This window comes from Aquirufa antheringensis, from assembly GCF_023921165.1.
Lineage (GTDB): Bacteria > Bacteroidota > Bacteroidia > Cytophagales > Spirosomataceae > Aquirufa > Aquirufa antheringensis.
On record NZ_CP049835.1, the window covers coordinates 796,167 to 822,500 of the forward strand.

Here is a 26,334-nt window from a genome sequence, read left to right on the forward strand (position 1 = left end):
AATTAGGATTTTTTTTCAGAGTGCGGCATGAGCCCGTCCTTTTTTGTATTTTTGTCTCTTAATTCGTCCAAAAAATCCACATGTTTTATCAAATTTTCATAAAACCCCTTTTCTTTTTGTTTAATCCAGAGCGTGCTCATTACTTGGCCGCAGATTTAATTCGGCTAACATTGCGAATTCCGGGTATGTCGTCTCTCTTTAAAGCCTTGTTTCAGGTGGAGGATAAACGATTAGAACGCACGGTTTTTGGCCTACATTTTCCGAATCCCGTGGGTTTAGCTGCCGGATTTGATAAAAACGCGATGCTCATTGATGAATTCGCTGAATTGGGATTTGGATTTATTGAGGTGGGTACGGTTACGCCCAAGCCGCAGGATGGCAATCCGAAGCCTCGTTTATTTCGTTTACTCGAAGATGAAGCGATTATTAACCGAATGGGTTTTAATAATGAAGGCTTAGCCGCGATGAAAACTCGCTTGGAAAAGCGTCGTTCGAAGGTAATTGTGGGTGGAAATTTGGGCAAAAACAAACTAACTCCGAATGAACTAGCGGATGACGATTACCGCCAGGGATTTGAAGCCTTATATGATGTCGTAGATTATTTCGTGGTCAATGTAAGCTCTCCTAATACGCCTAATTTACGTGCTTTGCAGGAAAAGGAGCCACTGAAGCAATTATTGCAGACCCTGCAAGAGTTGAATGCCTTGAAGCCGGTGCAGAAACCGATTTTATTAAAAATCGCTCCAGATTTAAGTAATGATCAATTAGACGATGTGATTGAAATTGTGTTAGAAACAAAGTTAGCAGGTGTCATTGCTACGAACACTACTTTATCTCGCGAAGGCTTACAATCGGCTCATAAGGCGGAGATGGGTGGTTTAAGTGGAAAGCCTTTGACCAAAAGATCCACCGAAGTGGTGGCTTATTTACATGAAAAATCCAAGGGCCAATTTCCCATCATTGGGGTAGGGGGTATTCATTCTGGAGCAGATGCTATTGAGAAATTGAAAGCAGGAGCCTCGTTAGTTCAGATCTATTCCGGCTTCATCTATGAGGGTCCAGGTTTGATTAAAGAAATTAACCAAGAAATACTCGCGGCAGGACTGTAATTTGATTTTGTAAATCGAATCAAAAAAGCGAAATTTATAAGATTAACTCCTTGTACCCCTCCATGGCAAAAAAGATTAGTAACACTGCAAGTACCTTACAACTTAACTTTGAGCAAGATAAGCCTAAAAGAAAAATGGACGGCGCTGTGCTATACCGCATTCAGTTAATTATTGCTGCTTTTTTGTTTCTGATTGGTACTCTTTTGTTGGTCTCTTTTGGTTCGAGTTTTTTCGTAGGTGTTTCTGACCAAAGTGAGGTAGAGCGCGGCGTGGTGGATACCATCAAGGGTTCTGATATTCCGATTAAAAACTTCGCAGGTCTTTTAGGCGCTAAAATCGCGCATTTCTTTTTATTCAAGACTTTTGGGTGGTCTACTTTATTGTTAATCCCTTTATTCTATTTGTCTGCCTTAAAAGTAGGTTTCAAGAAGGAGATTTACTCCTTGGAGCGACTATCTTGGCAGGTATTGTTTTATATTCTTTGGTTTAGTTTATTAGCTGGATTTTTTGTTTTCTCCCTTGATTTGCCGCATTCTATCGGAGGTGGAGTGGGGTATTTTGTGAATGAGAAGCTTTATCAGTTATTAGGTTACTTGTCCATCTTTGTGATTGGTTTTGGTGGATTTGTCTTTTTGGTATTATTCTATCAACTGAATCCGAAAAAGGCAGTTGTTGCGGCTCCTTTGGCTGCTGAAGAAGAAGAGGAAGAAGAAGAGGAAAGTCTATTTATTGACGAAGATGGCCCAGCGGTTCATGTTGATAATGATGATTTAGAAACATTTAGACCGATTGTTCCGCCGGTGGTGGAGGAAATTGTTCCGGTAGTTGTGGCACCTGTGGAGATTGTTACAGAGCCAGTGGTGGCAGAAGAAAAGAAAGAGGATGATTTAGACTTTACCTATAAAGTAGCAGATGTGGCCGATGAGGTAATCGAGGAAGAGCCTACTCCGGTATCTAGAGAAATTAAAGCGAATGATTTGGTGGAGCAATTTGGCCTATATGATCCAACGGCTGATTTGCCTAAATACCAATTCCCTACCATTGATTTACTGAAAGAATACGATCAAAAGAACCAGACATCGCAAGTGACGATGGATGAGTTGAAGGCGAATAAGGAGAAGATTGTCGAGACTTTATTGAATTACGGAATCGGGATTCAGAAGATTGAAGCGACGATCGGACCCACCGTTACCTTGTATGAGATTGTTCCTAAGGCTGGAGTTCGTGTCAGTAAAATTACTTCGTTAGAAGATGATTTGTCACTTTCCTTAGCGGCGATGGGTGTTCGTATCATTGGTCAAATGCCAGGTAAGGACACTATCGGTATCGAGGTAGCTAATAAGAACCGCGAGATGGTTCCAGTTCGTGCCGTAATCGGTTCTGAGAAGTTCCAAAAATCCACTTACGATCTTCCTATCACGTTAGGTAAGACGATTTCGAATGAGATTTTTGTTGCGGATTTGGCCAAAATGCCTCACCTCTTAATGGCCGGAGCAACAGGTCAAGGGAAGTCCGTAGGTTTAAACATGCTCTTGACCTCTTTGATTTACAAGAAGCACCCGGCGACTTTGAAGTTTGTTTTGGTCGATCCGAAGAAAGTTGAATTGTCGCTTTTCAACAAATTAGAGCGCCACTTCTTAGCTTGTCTTCCTGATTCTGCAGAGGCGATTATCACCGACACGAAAAAGGTGGTAAGCACGTTGAACTCACTTTGTAAGGAGATGGACTTGCGTTATGATAAGTTAAAAGACGCTGGTTGCCGTAACATTAAGGAATACAATCAGAAGTTTATTAATCGTCGCTTGAATCCAAATGAGCACGACTTTATGCCGTATATCGTTTTAGTGATTGATGAGTTAGCGGATTTGATGTTAACGGCTGGTAAAGAAGTAGAGCACCCGATTGCTCGTCTTGCTCAATTAGCGCGGGCTATTGGTATTCACTTGGTTGTTGCGACGCAAAGGCCTTCGGTTAACGTCATCACCGGTACGATTAAGGCGAACTTTCCAGCGCGTCTTTCGTTTAAGGTAATGTCCAAAATTGACTCCCGCACCATTCTAGACGCCGGTGGCGCAGATCAGTTAGTGGGTATGGGAGATATGTTATTATCGATGGGATCAGAAGTGATTCGTTTGCAATGTGCCTTCGTAGATACTCCAGAAGTAGAAGACATCTGTGATTTCATCGGAAACCAACAAGGTTATACTTCAGCCTATTTGTTGCCTGAACCTGATTCAGAAGAAATGGGCGGACAAGATCGCGGGGATTTCGATCCAAGTGATCGAGATTCGTTCTTCGATGAAGCAGCTCGTTTAGTTGTGATGCACCAGCAAGGAAGTACCTCGCTCATCCAACGCAAGTTGAAATTAGGGTATAACCGCGCAGGCCGTTTAATTGATCAATTAGAGGCAGCTGGAATTGTAGGCTCATTTGGTGGTTCCAAAGCCAGAGAAGTGCTTGTGAAATCAGAAACGGAATTAGAAGAGATTTTGAAAAACTTATAAGATGAAAAAAGGACTATTAGTACTATGCTTGAGTTTTAGCGTATTCGCGCAGTCGAATAAGGCAGTAAGCTTGATTGATGGAATGCAGAAAAAGTACAAAGCGATGGGTTCATTCTCCGCGAACTTCACTTACCAAACCGAAGGTGCAGCGACCATGTCTGGATCTATCACGGTAAAGGGAACGAAGTTTCGCTTAAAAACGGCTGGCCAAGAGATCTTTAATAATGGGAAAGAAGTAGCCACCTACATCAAAGAAATCAATGAGGTGAACATCTCGAGCTTTGATCCTTCGGAAGGAGATTTGAATCCAGCTAAGATTTATTCCTTTGATAAGAAGGCCTATAAGATCTCTTTAAAAGGTGTATCGGCTGGCGTTTCCACTGTTGAGTTAGCTCCTGTAGCAAAAGGTACTCAAGTGAAGAGTATCGCCCTTAAAATCTCAAATGCAGATCTTACTGTGAGTGAGTGGACAATTATTAACAAAGCAGGAAAGAAGCAGCACTTCAAAGTCGCTAAATTGAACCCAAAAGCAAACGCTGATGATAAATTCTTCAGCTTTGACAAGAAAGCCTTTCCGGGTGTAGAAGTGAACGATTTACGTTAATCTATTAACTTGACTGAACAAAAAAAGGCCTCTCGAAAAGAAAGGCCTTTTTTATGTTGTGCTGTGGAAGATTAAACAGTCTGTAATATCAATTGCTTCATAATCTCTAATCCATCCGTATTATTCAAATCTGGATCTGCCGCTCTTTCAGGGTGAGGCATCATCCCAAATACATTTCTACCTTCGTTACAGATACCTGCGATGTTTAAAAGACTTCCATTCGGATTAGATTCCTCTGTCACCTCGCCATTCTCGTCACAGTAGTAGAACAAGATTTGGTCATTTGCTTTCAAAGAAGCCAACGTCTTCTCATCTGTAAAGTAACGTCCTTCTGCGTGAGCGATAGGTATTTTGTAGGCTTTATTCGTGTCTAATTCTTGTGTTAACAAAGAATTGTTCGTAGCTGCTTTCAAGTAGATATTCTTCGAAATGAATTTCTGGGAACTGTTTCTTAATAAAACACCCGGCAATAAATGCGCCTCTACTAAAACTTGGAACCCATTGCAAATACCCATTAAATAGCCACCGTTTTTAGCGTGCTCAATAACGTGCTCCATAATAGGAGAGAAACGTGCAATAGCACCAGAACGCAAGTAATCTCCGTAAGAGAAACCACCTGGAACGATGATGAAATCACAGTTTTGTAGATCAGTCTCTTTGTGCCAAAGTTTAACAGCCTCATAGCCTAAACTTTGAATGACTCCGACGGTATCGTCGTCACAATTGGATCCTGGGAATACTACTACGCCAAATTTCATATCTTCTTTGCTATTATTTTGTGCAAAAATACGGTTTTTGAATGAAAAATGCAGACCCTTCGGGGCATTTATTTTAACCAAAAGCCGAGTCTCAATCCTGCTTTGGTTTCAAATCCATTTTGCCCAATTCCTGCATTTACCGATAGGTCAAGATGGAAATGGCTGTTGTAGTTTCGTTGAATACCCCAAACACCTCCAGCGTACATATGGGTTGCCTCTTCCCCTTTCTTAAAAACAAAAGAAGGCTCCGCAAATAATCCGATGTAGTTTCCAGAATAATTTGTGGAGAGACGCCCTTCGTCTCTCCGTTTTTCTAGGTTATAATAGTGTCGGTATTCGCCTCTCAGCAGGAATAATTTAGACTGTAAACCATTTGTGCTGCCATATCCGATGGAGTTTTCTATAGATAATTTAAGCGAGTTATTTTCTTGTATGCTCTTCTCCAAGCCGATGGAAGGCGATAAAATAGAGATGGAATACAAAGGCTTGGTTTCTTGTGCACTCAGTTGAAGTACGACAAAAAGCAGAAATAAGGTGATAGGGTATTTCATAAGAATGAGTTTAAAAATGTAAGGAATAAGTAAGTCCATTTCTTCCACGACAGACAGCTGTTCCCACATTCGTTGTCCAATTTAAAGGAACGTAATTGAAGGTTTCGTCGATGACCGTTTCGATTTTATAATCATCATTCGTGGAAACAGAATAATGTTTTGTGAATGGGGTATAGTACTCTAGGAAATTGATATCTCCTTCCATTGACATCGCCGCGCTACTATTTCCCCAATAGTAGGTGAACCAAAAACGTTGACGCCATTCGTGTTTCACCCGCACAGCTAATTTGCGGTAAAAGCCTAAGTCTAAAAGATATACTTCTGCGGTAAAGCGACAGGTCCCTTGTCCTGGGTTTTCGTAGGTGACGGAATTGCTTTCGACTTTATTTAGCATTTTACTAGTTGTATTTTTGATGGCAGATGCTGGCTGACTTTGATAAACGGTTGCTTGAGCCACTTTCTCTGGTGAAGCAAGGAAAGTAGCCTTAGTCTGTTCGAAGTCGGCAATTCTGATTTGAAAGACTTTCGATGGATTAATTTGGTATACCAGTTCGCCTATTTGAATCAGCCCATCCTTGTTAATCAACCGGCTTAAAGTGGGGTCATCTACAATGGGCTGTAGTGATTTATCATCGCCATCTCCTACGAGTTTTAGCATGTGTTCAAATCCAGTTAGGTCGCCTGTTTCTGCCATTTGACTCAGGGAGACCGAATCTAATTTGCGCAATTCAGTGCTTTGAGATTCTAAGAATTGAATATCGCGTAAAATACCGGGATCGGAGGGATTCTTTTGGAATTTTTCGACATAAGCTTGAAAAGCGACTTGATCTTCGAAAGCTAGAAAGCCATTCGAGTTAAGTAAGGTGTACGTCGTGTTTGCGGGAACGAAAGTAGCTGCAGGATCTTTCGAGCAAGAAGTGGAAAATAAAGTGCAGGCAAATAGGATTGCCACGACATACGTCGGGTAGCGATTTTTCATTGTATTAGTGGTTAAATGTGAGTACTGGGATAAAGGTAGTTTATTCTTTGAGAGTTCGGTACCCGCACATGGAGATTACCAAGAAACTGATAATGGACAAAAGAAAAAGGCCGCGACTCGTAGAGTCGCGGCCTTTCAAAACCGAACTAGAATAAATCCTAGTATCTGTAGTGCTCTGGCTTGTATGGCCCTGCTTGAGGAACACCAATGTAATCCGCCTGCTCTTTCTCTAGCTTCTCTAATTTAGCACCGATGTGCGCTAAGTGTAAGAACGCTACTTTCTCATCTAAGTGCTTAGGAAGAATGTATACTTTGTTCTCGTAGCTCGCTGAGTTCGCCCAAAGCTCTAATTGAGCCAATGTTTGGTTACAGAACGAGTTCGACATCACGAATGATGGGTGACCCATCGCACAACCTAAGTTCACTAAACGACCTTCCGCTAAAACGATTACGTTTTTGCCGTCGATTGTATACATATCTACTTGTGGCTTGATTTGATCTTTCGATGCACCGTAGTTGTTGTTTAACCACTCCATATCGATTTCGTTATCGAAGTGACCGATGTTACAAACGATTGCTTTGTCCTTCATCGCTTTGAAGTGACGATCACGGATGATCTTCACGTTACCAGTCGCTGTTACAAAGATGTTAGCGCGTGTCGCTGCTTCGTCCATTGGAACTACTTCGTAGCCATCCATGGCTGCTTGTAAAGCACAAATTGGATCGATTTCAGTCACTAACACACGGCAACCTGCACCACGTAATGAATCAGCAGAACCTTTACCTACGTCACCGTAACCAGCTACTACCGCTACTTTACCAGCTAACATTAAGTCAGTCGCACGACGAATCGCATCTACTAATGACTCTTTGCAACCGTATTTGTTATCAAATTTAGACTTCGTTACCGAGTCATTTACGTTGATTGCTGGCAAGAATAACGTGCCGTTTTTCATACGCTCATATAAACGGTGAACACCTGTCGTAGTTTCTTCTGATAAGCCTTTGATGCCTTCGATTAACTCCGGATATTCATCGAAAACCATATTAGTTAAATCACCACCATCATCTAAGATCATGTTTAATGGTTGACGATCTTCTCCAAAGAATAAAGTTTGCTCAATACACCAGTTGAATTCTTCTTCGTTCATGCCTTTCCAAGCATAAACCGGAATACCCGCTGCTGCGATAGCCGCTGCTGCGTGATCTTGTGTAGAGAAAATGTTACAAGATGACCAAGTAACGTCAGCTCCTAAAGCGGTTAATGTTTCGATTAAAACCGCTGTTTGAATTGTCATGTGAAGACAACCTGCGATACGTGCACCTTTTAAAGGTTGTGCAGCACCGAATTCTTCACGTAATGCCATCAAACCTGGCATTTCTGCTTCTGCTAATTGAATTTCTTTGCGACCCCAGTCCGCTAATGCAATGTCTTTAACTTTGAATGGTACATACGTACCCGATTGTGATGCCATTGTGTGTATTTTTTGAAAGGTATTTTCTTACTAAAGTGCAAATTTAATGCAATTATTTGGAATTTTCTAAAAATGCCAAAACACTTTCGAGTTGAATTCCTCTGGAACCTTTAACTAAAAGAAAACTGTCCTGAATCGGGTGATCTTGTAGCCAAGTATGTAAGCCAAATTTGTCCGGAAAATAATAAGCTGAAGGTAAATGAATTAAGGCATGTTGCATATGCTGTCCCACTAAAAGCACTTTTTCAAAGGATAATCCCGCAAGGAGCTTACCCAGTGCCGCGTGTTCTTCAGCCGAGGATTCTCCTAATTCAAACATATCTCCTAAAATGACAAGCTTGGGATTCCCTTCCGTTTCCGCGAAATGCGAAATGGCGGCTGACATCGACGAAGGATTAGCGTTATAGGCATCCATCAAAACTTGGTTTGATCCTATTTTGATGAATTGAGAACGGTGATTATTCGGGATGTAGGTGCTGATCCCTGTATTGCATTGCTCATCGCTTAGGGAAAAGAATTTGCCCACCGCAATCGCTAGTTGAATATTTTCAAAATTATAAATCCCTGGTAAGTGCGAATCGATTATTTCTCCAGAAGCTAAAGCATAGCGTACCATCGGTTTTGCCTCTACGAGGGTAGTGGGCATCGCTTCGTTTGAGTACACAGCATTTTGCATTCCTCGTTCGCTAAACATTTCCTGTATAACTCCGGATTGCTGAGGTAAAAAGGTGACCCCTTTTGAAGCTTGTAAAAAGTCGAAAAGTTCTCCTTTTCCTTTGCGCACACCTTCTATTCCTCCAAAACCTTCTAAATGTGCTTTGCCTATATTAGTAATCAAACCATGAGTAGGCTGCGCGATATCAACGAGTTCTTTGATATCACCTTGTTTGTTCGCTCCCATTTCGATCACCGCGATTTCATGCTCTTTTTTAATAGATAAGATAGAAAGAGGGACACCGATGTGGTTGTTCAAGTTACCAGTGGTGGCAAAGCAGTGGTATTTTTGGGATAAAACAGAAAAGATTAATTCTTTCGTGGTAGTCTTTCCGTTCGAACCGGTTAAGCCCACAATGGGTATTGTTAAGGTTTGGCGATAGGCGGTTGCCAAAGCTTGCAAGGCTAACAAGCCATCTTCTACTAGTAAGGTGCGTTCTCCTGCTAAGTAATCCGCATCATCGATAATTGCATACTGAGCCCCTTTCTCTATGGCTTCGGCGGCCATCGCATTGGCATTGAAATTAGGGCCTTTTAAGGCAAAGAATAGATTACCAGCTTGAATCTTTCGGGTATCTGTGGATACTCCGGTAGAGGATAAGAACCTTTCTAAAAGGGTTTGTGTGTTAACAATCATTAGCCTGTTGTGACAATTGACTGCAAATATCTACAAAAATTTTGGAACCCCTAAGATAATCTGACGCAGACTGACGATGATAATGACGATTCCCACGAGAATCATCATGGATTTTACTGGCAACTTATTCGCTAAACGTGCCGCGATAGGAGCTGCGATGACACCGCCTAGAATTAATCCGATGATGACATGTAGATATCCTAGACCGATAACAGCAAAAAAGGTTAGCGATGAAGCAAGTGAAACGAAGAACTCCGTCAAGTTCACACTGCCAATCGTATACTTCGGATGACGCCCCGAGGCAATCAGGGTAGAGGAAACAATTGGTCCCCAGCCGCCACCGCCAATGGAATCTAAGTAACCACCAAAGAGCGCTAACCAGCCTACTCGTTTCAATTGACGTTTTTCTTGGCGTTTGATGAGGGCCTTGCGAATGATAATGGCACCTAGGAATAACGTATATACAGAAACGATAGGTTTGATGTACCCAGCATAATCCTCTAAACTCGATAAGACATAGGCTCCTAAAATAGCTCCAATCACACCTGGAATCACGAGTGTCTTAAATAATTTGGAATTCACATTGCCAAACTTCAAGTGCATGTAGCCTGAAACTCCGGATGTAAATACTTCAGAGGCATGAACGCTTGCCGAGGCTGCGGCAGGGGTGATGCCCACGGACAATAAAAAAGTTGTTGCTGTTACGCCATAGGCCATTCCTAAAGCACCGTCAATCATTTGGGCAATAAATCCTCCTAAAACGTAATATAAAATGGATGAATCGACCGTGTTGAACACGGCGATGACTTTTTCTGCCGTAAGGTAGGTGAATAAAAGATGCCCTACGATCATCAATGCCAGCGCATTACTAATGTGAATAATCACTTCAGTGATGCTACGATCACGCATCCAGATGGTTTGGATGGCATTAAAAATACTCGGAAAATTTCTTTTAGGAGGCATAGATTATTTAATTCCCTACAAAGCTAATAGACTTTACTTAATCTACCAACAAAGTAGAGTAAATATTTTTTCATAAAAAAGCCGTAATTTGCATCTCCTTTTACAATAAAAACATTTTATGCGTACAGAGTATCAGTTTAGAGAGATCGAGAAAGCTTGGCAATCGTTTTGGGAAGCCAATCAAACATTCCAGGCTAAGGTAAATCCAGCAAAGCCCAAATATTATGTCTTAGACATGTTCCCATATCCATCGGGAGCCGGATTACACGTGGGTCATCCGCTGGGCTATATTGCCTCTGATATTATGGCGCGCTACAAGCGTTTGAAGGGATATGAGGTGTTGCACCCGATGGGTTTCGACTCTTTTGGTCTACCTGCTGAGCAATATGCGATCCAAACAGGTCAGCATCCCGCCATTACGACGGAACAAAATATCGCTCGTTATATCGAGCAATTGAAGAATATGGGCTTCTCTTTCGATTGGTCGAGAGAGGTCAGAACCTCTGATGCGTCTTATTACAAGTGGACGCAGTGGATTTTTATGCAATTATTCAATTCTTGGTATAACCAGGATTCGGACAAAGCGGAGTCGATTGAAACCTTGAAGACTATTTTAGGGGCCAAAGGTTCGATCGGATTAAAAGCCGTATGCGATGAAGAAGTTACTCGAATCACAGCGGAACAATGGAATACGATGTCTGCGGACGAGCAGTATGCCTATTTATTGAGCTTCCGTTTAGCCTATTTGGATGATTCAGTGGTGAACTGGTGTCCGCAATTAGGGACGGTTTTAGCGAATGACGAGGTCAAAGATGGCGTTTCGGAGCGTGGCGGTTACCCAGTGGAGCAGAAGAAAATGCGCCAATGGTCGATGCGCATCACGGCCTATGCCGATCGCTTATTGCGTGGTTTGGACGAAGTGGATTGGGCTGATTCGTTGAAAGAGCAGCAACGTAATTGGATTGGAAAATCGATCGGTACGGATGTGGAATTTGCCATTGAAAACGTTTCGGATAAGAAGATAAAAGTATTCACTACGCGCGTGGACACCATTTATGGGGTTTCCTTCATGGTGTTAGCGCCAGAGCACGAGTGGGTTTCAGAATTAACGACACCAGCTCAGAAAGTGGCGGTGGAGGAATATGTGAATTGGGCCAAAACCCGTTCGGAACTGGACCGCGTCTCCGAAGTAAAAACCGTTTCAGGAGTTTTCACAGGAACCTATGTGATCAACCCAGTGAACCAAGAACGCGTCCCTTTATTCCTAGCTGACTATGTGTTAGCCGGATATGGTACAGGAGCCGTGATGGGCGTTCCATCAGGCGATCAGCGTGACTGGAATTTTGCGAAACATTTTGACTTGCCTATTCCGGCTATTTTAGATGGCCAAAAAGACATCGAAAAACAAGCAGATCCTACGAAAGAGGGGAAATACATTCATTCCGGAATGATTAATGGAATGGGCTACAAGGAAGCGACGGATACCTTGATTACTTGGTTAGAGGCGAACGGAATCGGAAAAGGGAAGGTTCAATATAGAATGCGTAATGCGGTATTTAGCCGTCAACGTTATTGGGGAGAACCTGTTCCGGTGTATTTCAAACCAACAGCCTCAGGCGATTTATTGCCTTATTTGATCGAAGAGTCTGAATTACCTTTGGAACTACCTAAAATTGATAAATACCTTCCAACTGAGACGGGTGAACCTCCATTAGGCCGCGCCGCAGCAGATTGGAAGTACAAAGGACAATACGATTACGAATGGTCAACGATGCCAGGATGGGCAGGCTCTTCTTGGTATTGGTACCGCTATATGGATGCCACGAATTCAGGTGAATTCGCTTCGAAAGAGGCGATTAACTACTGGAAAGCGGTGGATTTGTACATCGGAGGATCGGAGCATGCGACGGGTCACTTGTTGTATTCTCGTTTTTGGAACAAATTCTTGAAAGATTTAGGCTATGTGCCGGAGGAGGAATTTGCGAAGAAATTGATCAACCAAGGGATGATTCAAGGGCGTTCGAACTTCGTTTATCGCTTAAAGGATTCAGCCAAAGTCACTTTTGTCTCTCACGGCTTAAAAGATCAATATGACGTAGCGGCACTTCATGTGGACGTGAATATCGTAGAAAACGATGTATTAGACCTAGAGGCATTCAAAAAATCACGTAACGACGTGCCTGCAGATGCAGAATTTATTTTAGAGGACGGCAAGTATGTGTGCGGTTGGGAAGTGGAGAAGATGTCTAAATCGAAGTTTAACGTCGTAAATCCGGATGATTTAATTGCTAAATACGGTGCAGACACCCTTCGTGTCTATGAAATGTTCTTAGGGCCATTAGAGCAATTTAAGCCTTGGAACACGAACAGTATTTCGGGGTCGCATAATTTCTTGCGCAAGGTTTGGCGTTTATTCTTTGATGACAACACGAACACCGTGAAAGTGGTGGACGCACCTGCGACTCCAGAAGAATTGAAAGTATTGCACACCGCGATTCGCAAGGTGCAAGATGATTTAGATCGCTTCTCGTTCAATACGGTCGTTTCGACCTTGATGATTTGCGTAAATGATTTGGGAGGCTTAAAATGCCACAAGAAATCAGTATTACGCGAATTAGTGATCTTGTTGTCTCCTTACGCACCGCACATCGCAGAAGAACTGTGGGCCGCTTTAGGCGAGCAGGAGGGAAGTATATCGTATGCTTCATTCCCTACATTCAACGCTGCTTTCTTAGAGGAGAATGATTTCAATTACCCGATTTCATTCAATGGCAAAGTGAAGTTGACGCTTGCTTTCCCTGTGACGGCAACGCCAGCAGAAATTGAGGCCGCTGTTTTAGCGAATGAACAAGTAACGAAACATCTAGAGGGCAAGACGCCGTCGAAGGTGATTGTCGTTCCGAAACGGATTGTGAATATCGTATTAGGTAAATAAAAAAAGCTCCTCAATTTGAGGAGCTTTTTTTTATTATTCTCTTGGAGGTCCGCCTTGACGCATTTGGCTTTGCATCGTTTTGTATTTCTCTAGTTGTTCTGGCGTTAAGATGGCTTTGAACTGCTCTGCTTGCGCATCGTTTGCTTTCTTCATTTCGGCCATCATTTCTTCTCTTTCCATTCCTTGCTCGCGTAATTCCATCATCTTTTTCATTCGAGCTTCGATGAGCGGTTCTACTTTCGCAACTTGCTCTTTCGATAAACTTAATTCTGTTGTCATGCGATCTACTTGACGTTGAATCATCGCTTGCGGATCCATTCCTTGTGCATGGATGCTTGTACTGAATGCCATCATGGCTACCACAAAGGCAAAAATGGTGCTGATCTTTTTCATATTAATTAGGGAAAATTGTTTCCCAAATATATTGATATACTTGGGTTGGTGGTATCTGTTTGTCGATATTTTGCGACGAAATAAAAACAGGGTAATAGGCCTCATCGCAGAAAGGACTACCGTGAGAGCCTTTTACTAAGCTCGCATCGAGCGGAATCACGTCCATTCGGTAGCGGAATCCCAAGAGTTTACGCGCTAATTTATAGGCCGCTCTGAGCTTTATGAAGGGGTTTTTAGGATCCATAAACATTTCCACTGGATCGTAACCTGGTTTTTTGAAGATGTCCACACAGCGCGCGAAGTCAGGCGCCTTCGCGTCATCTAACCAATAATAATAGGTAAACCACTTGTCAGAATCTGCGACCAAAACCAGATCTCCACAACGCTCGTGTGCGATGTGGTAGTCTTCGAGTTCTTTTCCACTGAGGATTTTGGCGATGCCTGGAACCTTTTCGAAGATGGCTCTGATTTCAGATGGATTCTTACAATAGATATGGGCGATCTGATGGTCAGAAACTGCGAAAGCTTCACTAGCCCCCGGATCTAATAATTCCAGTCCTTGCTCTTCTCGAATGGCGATTTTACCTGCCTCGCGCAACACACGATTTAAATGTATCGGTGTATGGACATTGTTGATGCCGTATTCGGAGAGTAAAATGATCTCTGCGTTTTTGGCCTCAAAATATGTGATTAGTTGCGCTAAAACCTGATCTATTTCTTTTAATTCTTTTGCAATAGCTGGTAAATCCACCCCGAACTTCTGCAGACAATAGTCTAAATGCGGCAGGTAGATCAGGTTGAGCGTAGGATCGTATTTTTCATCCACATAGATGGACGCATCTGCAATCCATTGAGTGGACTTGATATTTGCATTAGGCCCCCAGAAATTAAACAAGGGGAATGTACCCAGTTTGGCCTGTAATTCATCTCGTAGAGTGGAAGGGTACGAATAGCAATCAGGCGCCTTCACCCCATCCGAATGGTATTGGGGACGGGGAGTTACCGAATAATCCGCAGAGGAATACATATTATACCACCAGAACATTTTCGCGCAGGTGAAATTCGAATCCTTTTTCTTCGCTGCCTCCCAGATCTTTTCAGCCCCGACTAAAGGATTCGACTGTTTCCAAAACTTCACTTCCGAATCCGTCTTATCATACCAGCCATTCCCTACGATGCCGTGTTCTGATGGACTTTTACCTGTCAAATACACCGATTGAGAGGTGGTCGTTACCGCCGGAAAGGGAGGTTGTATTTTTTGGATCTGCTTCCTCTGGATATAGGCATATAAAAAGGGGGTGTACTCCGCGGAAATAACACTTTCGCTGAGCCCCACCACATCGATAACGGCAGTCTTTTTCATCATCCTAATAGGTCTGTGATGGTTTTTATTTCGCGGCTAATGGATTCAGCCATAGGTACTTGGAAGGCAGGAGGTAATACGCCCCAGGTATAGGTTTCGATTTCCAAATGATTCGTAAACGGGCTAGCCTTTTGAATAGCGAGCGTTTCACGGATTTCTTTTTGAGTGGATCCTAATAAACCATAGGTTTCTAAAAAGAGCGGTACATGGAAATGCACTCGCCATTCGTCGTATGTATTAGGGGTATAGGCCGCAAAGGCCTCGTCTAAATCTTTGAATTCTTGATTGGAACCGTCTTTGCACAAGGCTTTGACCTGATGCAAATAAACAGGTTCCTGGTATTTCTGTAATTCTGCGATCTTTTCTACTTCCTGTTCTCTTAAATCGACGCGTAGGGCAGAACTAATTTGAATCTTTCCAATAGGTATGTTTTTAGCTTTCAATTCCTGAATACTTGCCTCAGGTGCATCAAAACTCACTCCATAATGGCAGATGTCAAAGCACAATTGGATGTGTCTGCGAATCAAATCAGGATTTCCTGCAGGCAATAGCACCTGTTCATACCAAGCCACAAAATCACCGTGATTACTTAATAAGCCATCCGGCTCCGGTTCGATATCAAGGTGGATAGTTTTGCCCGTTTTTTCTTCGATTTCAGCTAATACATCAACTACTTCCAATAGATGTTGCGTCGATGCCCGCATCGCTTGCTGGCGCTCTTCTGCTGTATTCCACCAGAATTTATAAGACAGGGGAGAGGTAGAAATGCCTCCCTCGTTCTCTGTTAAAAGTGCAGCTAAAATATGCGCTAAACGAATCGTATAATCCCTTCTATCTGCCGTAGTCCAATCGGGTGCGTGCACCTGATCTTTAACGATGGTGTTGTGAAAACCTCCGTAAGGGAATCCATTGAGCGTAAAAACATATAGATTTTGCTCAGAAAGCCATGTTTGTAAATCCTTTAAAGCCGCAGGATCTTGTAAATCGATACTCGCTTGATTCGCAAATCGCAGACCCAAACCCATCGGATGTTCCGGAGAAACCTGTGCCTTCACCTCAGGAACATGCTGTTTTAATTGCGCAAAGTGTTCTGACCAAATCTCTCCGGTATGAATATTACTGCAATAACTCAGGTGTCCGTAAGGCGTTTTCATATTAGGCGATTTGTTCCAGGTAATCGACTGATTTTTTGATGAGATCGAAATCCATCTCGTGCACTTCCACTCCTTTGCCTACTTGTTCTAACAAGGTGATGGTTAATTGCCCGCCTAAATGTTCTCTGAACTCATTTAAGCCGTTGGTTAAGTTGATCTTGTCGTTTTCTGCCAAAGCAGGATGAAAAATAGCAAAACCTAGTTTTTTCAACAAGTGGATGATTCGGTCTACGTCTTCTTTCGTCAAATGACCAATCAAGTGCGAATAGACGCTATCTAAGGCAATTCCAATCGCCACCGCTTCACCGTGTCGGATCTTGAAATCGCTTAAGTATTCTAATTTATGTGCCGCCCAATGGCCAAAATCCAAGGGTCTAGCCGAACCAAGCTCAAAAGGATCTCCACTCGCGATATGTTGCATATGTAGCGAAGCGCAACGGTAAATCTGCTCAATCATCACAGACTTGTCGCGCTGGTTCATCGCATCCGCAGTTGATTCTAACCACGTAAAAAAGCTAATATCTTTAATCAGGGAAACTTTTACAGCTTCCGCAATTCCTGAACGCCAATCTCTTTCACCTAAACTCTCTAGGAACGAATAATCGTTAAATACGGCTACAGGAGGTGCGAACGTCCCGAGGAAATTCTTCTTGCCTAGGTAATTGACGCTGTTTTTGACTCCTACACCGGAATCGTTTTGGGATAAAACGGTCGTAGGAATGCGGATGAATTTCACGCCTCTATGGGAAATGGCTGCAGCATAGCCGGCCATATCCAAAAATGCCCCACCACCGATGCAAGCCACAAACGAATGGCGATCGATTCCATGCTCATCTAACGCGCGAATCACCTCCTCGTAAAAGCGAGGGTCATTTTTACATACTTCTCCGCCAGGAAGTACCAGAATTTCTGGGGCTAAATCGGCGGGAGAATGTTGTTGGAAATAGTTGACAATTTCTGCCGTTAAATCGGTTTGAATATCCGTTATCCCTTTATCGAGTACAAAAAGAATCTTTTTGCGAAAGCTAGGGTTGCCAAAGTTTTGGACAAAATCAGCAAAAACGCGATTTTCTGGCGCAAATAAACGCTCCGTGAAGAATACCTCGTAAGAATAGGGTACCTGAAAATGTTGTTTTAAAGATTGCATAGGTTTACGTAACGGCGAATTTTTTAGCTAAACCCAAAGATACGGGTAATAAGGCTAAAACAAAGAGGGCGACCATCCATTGTCCACTCGAGGCTACCCATGCGGCATTCATCAATATAAGCGTCAATACCCCTGTTTTTACTGTGAATCCAATGTTTTTACCTATTGGATTCTTAATCGCAACGCTTAGTTTTCTGAAAATCAGGATAAAGTGGGCCAAGACAAATACCAAGGCAAATTCCACTTTCTCCGCAAAAAATAGCTGCGAAGCATGTACTATCAGAAACAAAAATCCAGCAAAGTACAGCGTAATCGCCTTGCCTCCATGAACTTCGCCTCTACTTACTAACGTAATCGCTGCTATATAAATCAATGGGATACTGATCACTGGGAAGTGTTCTAAAACCCCTAATTCATATACGCTCATCCCTAATAGTAGATTATATGCTCGGCATAAACCCATGTTGATAGGCCCAAAAATCCGCATATGCTTCCCTTTCCAATCATAAAAAAGTGCTAGGGCGGTGATGAAAACGGCGACAATACCACTTAATCGACTTTGCCAAAATGCCAGAAAAATACCAAATGATAATAAGACAATGCCCCCGAAAATGGCTTCTGATCTTTTGATTCGACCACTCGGCAAGGCTCTTTCGGGTCTTTCGATGCGATCTAGTTCGTGGTCAAAAACATCATTAAACACCACGCCTCCCGCATACAAACACATGCTGGAAAGGCCTAGGAATAAGGCAGGGTAGAACTGGTAGTCTAATCGACCAAAAACAAAGCCCACAATGGCTAAACCTGCCATGATATCAGACAGTGCCGTGACTACATTCGCAGGCCGAGTAAGCTCAGCAAAAGCTCTAATTTTAGACATTAGCGAATGAAGATTGAGTTTTTATCTACGCGAGGAGCTTGTCCGCCACGCAATACCGTATTGCCATTAAACTTCAAAGATTGATCAATTTCTAATCCGTCAATAAAGTCTTTCTCATTGATTTGTCCGCTTTGCGCGAAAGAATCGAGGGCATTTTGGTAAGTCACTTTTTGGATATCCGCATCAGAAATCCCTTTGATTTTCATCAAGGCCGCTGTTTTAGGAATCGCCAAAGGATCAGAAATCCCCCAATCCGCCGCCGAATTCACCATAATGCGTTCCGACCCATACTGCTTCACAATCTCCACCATTCGCTCATTTCCCATTTTAGTAAACGGATAAATAGTAAAGGCCGCATAGAATCCTTGGTCTAAAACCGATTTAACCGTCTCTTCATTATTGTGGTCAATTACCACCATATGAGGCGCTAAACCGTGCTCTAAGGCGATTGCCATACTGCGTTCGGTTCCCTTTTTCTTGTCCCGATGAGGTGTATGCACTTGCACAGGCAATCTCATTTCTTTCGCTAGCTCTAATTGAGCTCTGTAGTATTTTTCCTCTGCGGCCGTTTGGTCATCAAAACCAATTTCACCCACCCCCACAACGCCTTCTTTTTGCAGAAATAAAGGCAAAATCTCCATCACCTCTTCCGCAAGTGCTTCATTGTTTGCCTCTCTGGAGTTTAACCCAATCGTGCAATAATGCTTTATGCCAAACTGAGATGATCTAAAACGCTCCCAACCCACTAAACTCGCGAAATAATCCTTGAAAGAAGCTAATCCCGTGCGCGGTTGTCCTAACCAAAATGCCGGCTCAATAATGGCTACCACACCTGCATCAGCTAGTGCCTGGTAATCATCTGTGGTACGGGAAGTCATGTGCACATGAGGATCGAAAAACTTCATCCCTTGAGTATACGCAGCAAAGCCCCCGTCTACTTCTTGGGCAGTTTGTTTTTCCTCGGTGGATCCTTCGAAATGGGAGGGATTTAATTTAGGTTCGTTGGGGTTTTGGCACATATTAATAGGCTGTTTCTTCTTTTTCTAAGACCTTCCAGGCTTCTAGAGGGCTATTTTTTAGGACTAATTCAGCCGCTTTTTGATCGTTCGGATCAGCGCTTTCTGCTAGTCTTTTTAAATCTTGTTCTTTTGTATCTGTCTGGAAGTTTCGGATTAATCGCCAAACTTGTGATGGCACCCGTCTTCCAGCCGCCCACCTTTCATGTGCAAAATCAGCTAAAGTATTCGCTAACGCTTGATTAGCACGCTCATCTAATCCTTCAATTAAATGGATAGGCTTATCGTTGAAAATGCATTTTAAGACTAATTGGTTCCAGGCTAATTCGCTGAAATATTGGAAAGGATATGGATTGCCAAAGGCAATGGCATCAAAAACCGGCCCCATATTGGATCTAACCGCATCGGTAGCCCGATGTAACCAAATTTCTGGCGTAGGTAAAACGGGCAATGCTCGATAAAGAGCGACTAATTCGTTCATTTCCGCCGTATCAAATAAGGTCTCGATTCTGGATTTACCATCTTCTTTTTCAGCTAGCTGAATTAATAAGTAAACGCGAACGAGCTGATCAAGTGTGCTATTTTGCCAATTCCAACTAGGTATATTGCCTACTCGTGTTTTAGAAACTTGACGAGGAGTCATGACAAAGGCTAAAGACAAACCTTTCGAATCTGTTTTTATTTTATCTACTATCCAGGCTAGTTCAGTTGGACTGGCCAATGACTGAATAGATTGATATAGAAGTTCGGCGGTATTCAATTTTGAAATAGGTTTAATTCATTACTATGAACGAATTTACTAAAAAAAAGTCAATTCGCTCCTGATTTTTGGCAGGATATTCAATAGGTTAAGCCCCTAAATTCCGCTAATTTTGTTTTATGGAAGAAAGACCGATAACTGACTGGCTGCCCCTCACGAAAAAAGAGGTGGAAAAACGTGGCTGGGATGAATTAGACGTGATTTTAATCTCTGGTGATGCCTATGTGGATCACCCGGCATTTGGTACGGCTGTCATCGGTCGAATCATGGAAAGTGAAGGCTTGAAAGTGGGTATCGTCGCACAGCCAAACTGGAAAGACGATTTACGTGATTTTAAGAAATTAGGTAAGCCCAAATACTTTTTTGGCGTAACCGCAGGATGTATGGATTCCATGGTGAATCACTACACGGCTAATAAGCGCTTACGTTCGAACGATTCCTATACACCTGGAGGCGAAGCTGGTTTTAGACCTGATTATGCGACCACGGTTTACACCAAGATTTTAAAAGAAATTTACCCAGATGTTCCCGTATTAATCGGTGGCATCGAGGCCTCTTTGCGTCGAGTAACGCATTATGATTACTGGGCTGATAAATTATTCCCTTCTATTTTAGTGGATTCTGGAGCCGATATGTTGGTTTACGGAATGGGAGAGCAGCCTTTGCGCGAGATTATGCGTGGGGTGAAAGAAGGGAAGAAATTGGGCGATTTGACTCATATTAATCAAGTGGCATTCTTGCAAAAAACGGCTCCTGCCTGTGATTGGGAAACCGTTGAGTTAGCGAGTCACGAAGTCTGTTTAGAAGATAAAATCAAGTACGCATCCAACTTCAAAATTGTTGAAGTTGAATCCAATAAGTGGCAGGCAAACCGCATCATCCAAAAAGTAGGAGAGGACGTATTAGTCATTAATCCTCCTTTTAAAACGATGGAGGAGGTCGAAATGGATAAATCATTTGATTTGCCTTATACGCGTTTGCCTCACCCTAAATACCGAAAGCGTGGGCCTATTCCCGCTTTTGAGATGATTAAATTCTCGGTCAATATGCACCGCGGATGTTTTGGAGGATGTAGTTTCTGTACGATTTCAGCCCACCAAGGCAAGTTTATTGCTTCTCGTAGTGAAAAGTCGATCATGAAAGAGGTCGAGCAAATCACGAAAGCACCTGATTTTAAAGGCTATATTTCTGACTTAGGAGGACCTTCTGCGAATATGTACCGAATGAAAGGGAAAGATGAGGAGATTTGTGCGCGTTGTGTCAGTCCTTCTTGTATCCACCCCGTTATTTGTAATAACTTAGATACTTCACATAAACCTTTGACGGATATTTACCGCAAGGTGGATAAGCATCCTGCCATTAAAAAGGCTTTTGTAGGGTCAGGAGTTCGCTATGATCTTTTAGTGGATGATTTCAATAAGAATAATTCAGATGGTAATCACGACGAATACATGGAGCAATTGATTACGCGCCACGTATCTGGTCGGTTGAAAGTTGCCCCAGAGCATACTTCTGATGCAACATTACGTATTATGCGTAAGCCATCGTTCAAATATTTCCATGCCTTTAAAAAGAAATATGATGAGATTTCTGCCAAATTTGGCCTAAAACAACCTCTCATTCCCTATTTCATCTCTTCTCACCCAGGTTGTGAAGAAGAAGATATGGCAAATTTAGCGGCGGAAACGAAGGATTTAGGTTTTCACTTAGAACAAGTTCAAGATTTTACGCCTACTCCAATGACAGTGGCGGAAGTGATTTATTATTCTGGCGTGCACCCATACACCTTGCAGCCTGTTAAAACGGCCAAAACAAGGGAGGAAAAGCAGAATCAAAACAAGTATTTCTTCTGGTATAAACCAGAGTACAAAGATTGGATTCGTAATCGCTTGACGCAATTAAAACGTCCTGATCTGGCACAGCGCCTTTTAGGATTTAGAAATAATAAAAATGGTTGGAACAAATAATCCAGCTTTTCATTAATTAACCAAAAAACGATAAGACAATGGATGAGAATGAAGAATTAATCGTTCGCGATAGCAATGGAGCTGTTTTGAAAGATGGCGATTCGGTTACTGTCATTAAAGATTTAAAAGTACGAGGATCATCTAGCGTAATCAAGCGCGGAACGATGGTAAAAAACATTCGTTTAACGGACGATGCTGACGAAGTTGAAGGCAAAGTAGAGAAATCGATGATGGTTTTACGGACAGAGTTTTTGAAGAAAGCGTAAGCTTTATGGAGATAGGAGATGAGAGAGTATAGAGTATAGATGGTTGATCTCTACTCTATACTCTCTCATCTCTACTCTAAATTTATTCTTCTTCAATTTCCGGCTCTTCATCCTGAACCAATCCCTGATTCAGTTTTTTAGTTGATTTAATGCCCAATTTATGTAGGTTTTGGGCTCTATTAATTAGGTTTCCTTTTCCGGTACTTAGTTTGTTTATGGCATCGCTGTGGGCATCTTCTGCTTTCTTGATGTGCTTTCCTACATCTTCCATATCCTTCGTAAATCCGACAAATTTGTCATATAAATCACCCGCCTGGCGTGCGATTTCAATAGCATTTCTAGTTTGATACTCTGTCTTCCAAACTGAAGCAATGGTTCTTAACGTCGCTAATAGGGTAGAAGGGGAGACTAAGACAATTTTACGATCCCAGGCATAATTAAATAAGCTTGTGTCCTGACTGATGGTCGCTACGAACCCAGATTCAATAGGGATGAATAGCAAGGTGAAATCTGGACTGGTTAAATCTAATGCGGTGTGGTAATCTTTCGAAGAAAGCTCCTTAATGTGTGTTTTTAGGGATTCAATGTGTGCTTTTAAGGCCAAATCCTTTTCGATAGTACCTTCCTCAGCACTGGTGTAACGTTCATACGCTACAAGTGAAACCTTGCTATCAATGATAAGGTTTTTATTGTCAGGTAAGAAAATGACTGCATCAGGTTTAATGGTATCATGATCCTGGTTTTTAGTCACAAATTGCGTCTGGTATTCCATACCATTCTTTAATCCAGAGCTTTCTAATACACGTTCCAAAATCATCTCACCCCAGTTCCCTTGCGACTTATTGGATCCCTTCAGGGCATTCGTTAAATCTTCTGTTTTCTGAGTTACCGTTTGATTTAGGCTTGTTAGGTTTTTGATTTGCTCCATAAGAACAGTGCTTTGTTCTAAGCTATTTTTTTGACCTAGGTTAACCTTCTCCTCAAATTCACGTAATTTCTCTTTTAGAGGGTTCAACACGTCGTTTAATTTTACTTGTTGTTGGTCGCTTAGCATCTTTCCTTGTCTCAGAACGGATTCGTTACTGATATCTACTAACATTTTGCGTAGTTTCTCTTCATCTGACTTCTGATTCTCCACCGTCATCTTTAAGGTTTCATTCTGGCCTTCAATTTGTGATAATTTTCCAAATAGTGTCCGATTTTCTGCTTCCAATGAAGTCACTTTCGTTTGATCTTGGCTAGCCTGCGCTAATTGACTTTGTAACAAGGCTAATTTACCTTGAAATAGGAGATAGGTAGCTCCTGCGCCGGCTACTAGGGCTAGAATGATGTAAAGAATTGTCATGTAGCAAATGTAAATAATAAAGCACAAAGCATAAAGAATAAAGCTGATAATCAGTAGACAGTAGACAGTAGACAGTAGACAGTGGGCAGTCGATAGTCGATAGTCGATAGTCAAGAGTCGAGAGTCGCTAGTCAATAGTCGAGAGTCAAAGAGCAAAGTTCAAATTGCTGAGTGCGTGGGGCGATATTTCATGAATGAATAAAAAACGAGGCGGCAGCCTCTTTTTTATGCCGTATCTCTACTCTTTGCTCTATACTCTCTAATCTATTTTCTGATTACTGATTACTGACTACTGGCTACTGGCTACTCGTTCTTATGCATAAAAAAAGACCCACACTTTTGGTGCAGGTCTTCTATAATAACTTGGAGCTTACTTACTTTCCCGGGTTTGATCCCAGTATCATCAGCGGTGCGGGGCTTAACTTCTCTGTTCGAGATGGGAAGAGGTGAACACCCGTCCTATCGGCTCCATACTTTTTGCAAGGTTTTAGCCTTTAGCCATATTGTGAGATAAAATAAACAGCAGTGTGTAAATTAATAAAAGGTAAGCTTTCGGGTAATTAGTACTACTCGACTTTGACATTACTGTCTTTACATCTGTAGCCTATCGACCGTGTCGTCTACACGGACCCTTCATGGAATACTCATCTTCAGGTCAGTTTCGCACTTAGATGCTTTCAGCGCTTATCTGGTCCCGACGTGGCTACTCAGCTATGCCCTTGGCAGAACAACTGATATACCAGCGGTCAGTCCAACTCGGTCCTCTCGTACTAAAGTCAGAACCTGTCAATATTCCTACGCCCACAACAGATAGGGACCGAACTGTCTCACGACGTTCTGAACCCAGCTCGCGTGCCACTTTAATCGGCGAACAGCCGAACCCTTGGGACCTTCTCCAGCCCCAGGATGTGACGAGCCGACATCGAGGTGCCAAACCTCCCCGTCGATGTGAGCTCTTGGGGGAGATCAGCCTGTTATCCCCAGAGTACCTTTTATCCTTTGAGCGATGGCTGTTCCATACTAAACCACCGGATCACTATATCCTACTTTCGTACCTGATCGACTTGTCGGTCTCACAGTCAAGCTCCCTTTTGCTATTGCACTCTACGCACGGTTACCAAGCGTGCTGAGGGAACCTTTGAAAGCCTCCGTTACTCTTTTGGAGGCGACCACCCCAGTCAAACTACCCACCAAGCAATGTCTCCCCTTTGGGGATTAGAATTCCAGTACAAGAAGGGTGGTATTTCAACGTTGGCTCCCCGATGCCTAGCGACACCGGCTCACAGCCTCCCACCTATCCTACACATCCAGTACCAAAACTCAATGCTAAGCTATAGTAAAGGTTCATGGGGTCTTTCCGTCCCGTTGCGGGTAAACGGCATCTTCACCGTTACTACAATTTCACCGAGCTCACGGCTGAGACAGTGCCCAGATCGTTACACCATTCGTGCAGGTCGGAACTTACCCGACAAGGAATTTCGCTACCTTAGGACCGTTATAGTTACGGCCGCCGTTTACTGGGGCTTCAGTTCAATGCTTCGTGTTGCCACTAACATCCCCCCTTAACCTTCCAGCACCGGGCAGGTGTCAGGCCTTATACGTCATCTTTCGATTTAGCAAAGCCATGTGTTTTTGTTAAACAGTCGCCTGGGCCATTTCTCTGCGGCCACGATTGCTCGTGGCTCCCTTTATCCCGAAGTTACAGGGTTAATTTGCCGAGTTCCTTAGCCGTGATTCACTCGAGCGCCTTAGAATATTCTTCTCGACCACCTGTGTCGGTTTACGGTACGGGTTACTTATAAGTTATACACGCCTAGACTTTTCTTGGAAGTTTACTCACTACACTCGTTTTGGCATTGCTGCCGCCTCTCAAAGACACTATTCCGTCAGTATCTGGTAACCTGTAATCTCCGTCATCTATTTGCCCTATAAGTAAGTACAGGAATATTAACCTGTTGTGCATTAGGTTGTCGCCTTCGCTAGACCCTTAGCCCCCGACTAACCCTCAGTTGATTAGCATAGCTGAGGAAACCTTAGTCTTTCGGCGTGAGGGTTTCTCGCCCTCATTATCGTTACTCATGCCTACATTTGCTTTTCTGAACGCTCCAGCAAAGCTCGTCGCTTCACCTTCTCCGCAGATCAGAATGCTCCCCTACCAGTATATAAATATAATCCAAAGCTTCGGTACTTTACTTGATGCCCGTTTATTATCGATGCCCGCCTCGCTCGACCAGTGAGCTGTTACGCACTCTTTAAATGAATAGCTGCTTCCAAGCTAACATCCTGGCTGTCACTGCAATCAGACTTCCTTAGTTCAACTTAGTAAAGATTTTGGGACCTTAGCTGTTGGTCTGGGTTCTTTCCCTCTCGGATTGGGACCTTAGCACCCCAACCCTCACTCCCGGGTATATTTTAAGCCATTCAGAGTTCGTCAGGATTTGGTAGGATTTGACTCCCCCTAGTCCTATCGGTAGCTTTACCTGCTTAAAACTTAACCCCGAGGCTGTTCCTAAAAACATTTCGGGGAGTACGAGCTATTTCTCAGTTTGATTGGCCTTTCACCCCTACCCACAAGTCATCCAAATACTTTTCAACGTAAACTGGTTCGGTCCTCCACTCCGTGTTATCGGAGCTTCAACCTGCTCATGGGTAGATCACAAAGTTTCGCGTCTACTCCCACTGACTAAGCGCCCTATTCAGACTCGCTTTCGCTCCGGCTGCTCACGTCAACGTGATTAACCTCGCCAGTGAAAGTAACTCGTAGGCTCATTATGCAAAAGGCACGCCGTCACCCCACGAAAGGGCTCCGACCGC

20 protein-coding genes and 2 rRNA genes (1 of these 22 cut by a window edge) are annotated in these 26,334 nt (G+C 42.9%); 6 read left to right on the forward strand and 16 right to left on the reverse strand.

All coding sequences use genetic code 11. The features are described from left to right. Nucleotides 1–80: 80 nt before the first annotated feature. The 3 genes from G9X63_RS03730 (at nt 81) to lolA1 (ending at nt 4,217) form a co-directional block, all read left to right on the forward strand. The gene (locus G9X63_RS03730) at nt 81–1,109 is read left to right on the forward strand and encodes a quinone-dependent dihydroorotate dehydrogenase (RefSeq protein WP_252624403.1); all 1,029 of its coding nucleotides are present in this window, start codon (nt 81–83) and stop codon (nt 1,107–1,109) included. A gap of 62 nt (nt 1,110–1,171) precedes the next feature. After that, the gene (locus tag G9X63_RS03735) at nt 1,172–3,613 is read left to right on the forward strand and encodes an FtsK/SpoIIIE family DNA translocase (protein ID WP_252624405.1); all 2,442 of its coding nucleotides are present in this window, start codon (nt 1,172–1,174) and stop codon (nt 3,611–3,613) included. A 1-nt stretch (nt 3,614) separates the two neighbouring features. Then, entirely contained in the window at nt 3,615–4,217 is a 603-nt protein-coding gene (gene lolA1, locus G9X63_RS03740) for an outer membrane lipoprotein periplasmic chaperone LolA1 (protein WP_130923057.1), read from the forward strand. A gap of 71 nt (nt 4,218–4,288) precedes the next feature. Here the strand turns inward: lolA1 and purQ are convergent, their stop codons facing one another. From purQ to G9X63_RS03770, 6 genes are all read right to left on the reverse strand, one after another. Then, the gene (purQ, locus tag G9X63_RS03745; RefSeq protein WP_130895286.1) at nt 4,289–4,975 is read right to left on the reverse strand and encodes a phosphoribosylformylglycinamidine synthase I; all 687 of its coding nucleotides are present in this window, start codon (nt 4,973–4,975) and stop codon (nt 4,289–4,291) included. Nucleotides 4,976–5,043: 68 nt separating this feature from the next. Continuing rightward, nucleotides 5,044–5,526 carry a hypothetical protein gene (locus G9X63_RS03750; RefSeq protein ID WP_252624407.1) on the reverse strand — a complete coding sequence of 161 codons (483 nt, stop codon included), beginning with the start codon at nt 5,524–5,526 and terminating at the stop codon, nt 5,044–5,046. A 10-nt stretch (nt 5,527–5,536) separates the two neighbouring features. Further along, entirely contained in the window at nt 5,537–6,505 is a 969-nt protein-coding gene (locus G9X63_RS03755) for a hypothetical protein (RefSeq protein WP_252624409.1), read from the reverse strand. A 158-nt stretch (nt 6,506–6,663) separates the two neighbouring features. Further along, complete coding sequence (gene ahcY, locus G9X63_RS03760) at nt 6,664–7,980, reverse strand: adenosylhomocysteinase (protein WP_130895289.1); 1,317 nt, start codon at nt 7,978–7,980, stop codon at nt 6,664–6,666. Between the two features lie 52 nt (nt 7,981–8,032). Next, on the reverse strand, nt 8,033–9,331 hold the full coding sequence (locus tag G9X63_RS03765) for a UDP-N-acetylmuramoyl-tripeptide--D-alanyl-D-alanine ligase (protein WP_252624411.1): 1,299 nt from the start codon (nt 9,329–9,331) through the stop codon (nt 8,033–8,035). A gap of 30 nt (nt 9,332–9,361) precedes the next feature. Beyond that, nucleotides 9,362–10,294, reverse strand: coding sequence for a sulfite exporter TauE/SafE family protein (locus G9X63_RS03770; protein WP_130923062.1), 933 nt, complete (start codon nt 10,292–10,294; stop codon nt 9,362–9,364). A gap of 118 nt (nt 10,295–10,412) precedes the next feature. Here G9X63_RS03770 and leuS point away from each other — a divergent pair, with 118 nt between their 5' ends. Next, nucleotides 10,413–13,229 (forward strand): leucine--tRNA ligase, encoded by a 2,817-nt coding sequence (gene leuS, locus G9X63_RS03775; RefSeq protein WP_252624413.1) that lies wholly within the window; start codon nt 10,413–10,415, stop codon nt 13,227–13,229. A gap of 33 nt (nt 13,230–13,262) precedes the next feature. On the opposite strand, the gene G9X63_RS03780 is transcribed toward leuS, so the two are convergent. The 7 genes from G9X63_RS03780 to G9X63_RS03810 are packed head-to-tail and all read right to left on the reverse strand — an operon-like array spanning nt 13,263 to nt 19,942. Continuing rightward, a complete protein-coding gene (locus G9X63_RS03780) occupies nt 13,263–13,622 on the reverse strand; it encodes a hypothetical protein (RefSeq protein WP_130923064.1) in 360 nt (119 codons plus the stop codon). A 1-nt stretch (nt 13,623) separates the two neighbouring features. Beyond that, entirely contained in the window at nt 13,624–14,985 is a 1,362-nt protein-coding gene (locus G9X63_RS03785; RefSeq protein WP_252624858.1) for an alkaline phosphatase family protein, read from the reverse strand. After that, nucleotides 14,985–16,139, reverse strand: coding sequence for a metabolite traffic protein EboE (gene eboE / locus G9X63_RS03790; protein WP_252624414.1), 1,155 nt, complete (start codon nt 16,137–16,139; stop codon nt 14,985–14,987). Before eboE ends, G9X63_RS03785 begins: the two co-directional genes overlap by 1 nt. A 1-nt stretch (nt 16,140) precedes the next feature. Next, nucleotides 16,141–17,286, reverse strand: coding sequence for a 3-dehydroquinate synthase (locus G9X63_RS03795; RefSeq protein ID WP_252624416.1), 1,146 nt, complete (start codon nt 17,284–17,286; stop codon nt 16,141–16,143). Between the two features lie 4 nt (nt 17,287–17,290). Beyond that, nucleotides 17,291–18,166: a UbiA-like protein EboC gene (gene eboC / locus G9X63_RS03800; RefSeq protein ID WP_252624418.1), complete on the reverse strand. Its 876-nt coding sequence runs from the start codon at nt 18,164–18,166 to the stop codon at nt 17,291–17,293. Further along, nucleotides 18,166–19,185, reverse strand: a complete 1,020-nt coding sequence (locus G9X63_RS03805) for a TatD family hydrolase (protein WP_252624420.1) — start codon at nt 19,183–19,185, stop codon at nt 18,166–18,168. The genes eboC and G9X63_RS03805 overlap by 1 nt, the downstream gene beginning before the upstream one ends. A gap of 1 nt (nt 19,186) precedes the next feature. Continuing rightward, the gene (locus G9X63_RS03810; protein ID WP_252624422.1) at nt 19,187–19,942 is read right to left on the reverse strand and encodes an EboA domain-containing protein; all 756 of its coding nucleotides are present in this window, start codon (nt 19,940–19,942) and stop codon (nt 19,187–19,189) included. A 119-nt stretch (nt 19,943–20,061) separates the two neighbouring features. Here G9X63_RS03810 and G9X63_RS03815 point away from each other — a divergent pair, with 119 nt between their 5' ends. Next, on the forward strand, nt 20,062–21,909 hold the full coding sequence (locus tag G9X63_RS03815; protein ID WP_130923070.1) for a YgiQ family radical SAM protein: 1,848 nt from the start codon (nt 20,062–20,064) through the stop codon (nt 21,907–21,909). Between the two features lie 38 nt (nt 21,910–21,947). Next, entirely contained in the window at nt 21,948–22,175 is a 228-nt protein-coding gene (locus G9X63_RS03820) for a zinc ribbon domain-containing protein YjdM (protein ID WP_130895301.1), read from the forward strand. Nucleotides 22,176–22,257: 82 nt separating this feature from the next. On the opposite strand, the gene G9X63_RS03825 is transcribed toward G9X63_RS03820, so the two are convergent. From G9X63_RS03825 to G9X63_RS03835, 3 genes are all read right to left on the reverse strand, one after another. Then, complete coding sequence (locus G9X63_RS03825) at nt 22,258–23,520, reverse strand: DNA recombination protein RmuC (protein WP_130923071.1); 1,263 nt, start codon at nt 23,518–23,520, stop codon at nt 22,258–22,260. 361 nt (nt 23,521–23,881) lie between these two features. Beyond that, nucleotides 23,882–23,993: ribosomal RNA gene (rrf, locus tag G9X63_RS03830) — 5S ribosomal RNA — on the reverse strand. Nucleotides 23,994–24,060: 67 nt separating this feature from the next. Continuing rightward, nucleotides 24,061–26,334 (reverse strand): 23S ribosomal RNA (locus G9X63_RS03835); it runs 559 nt beyond the window's last position.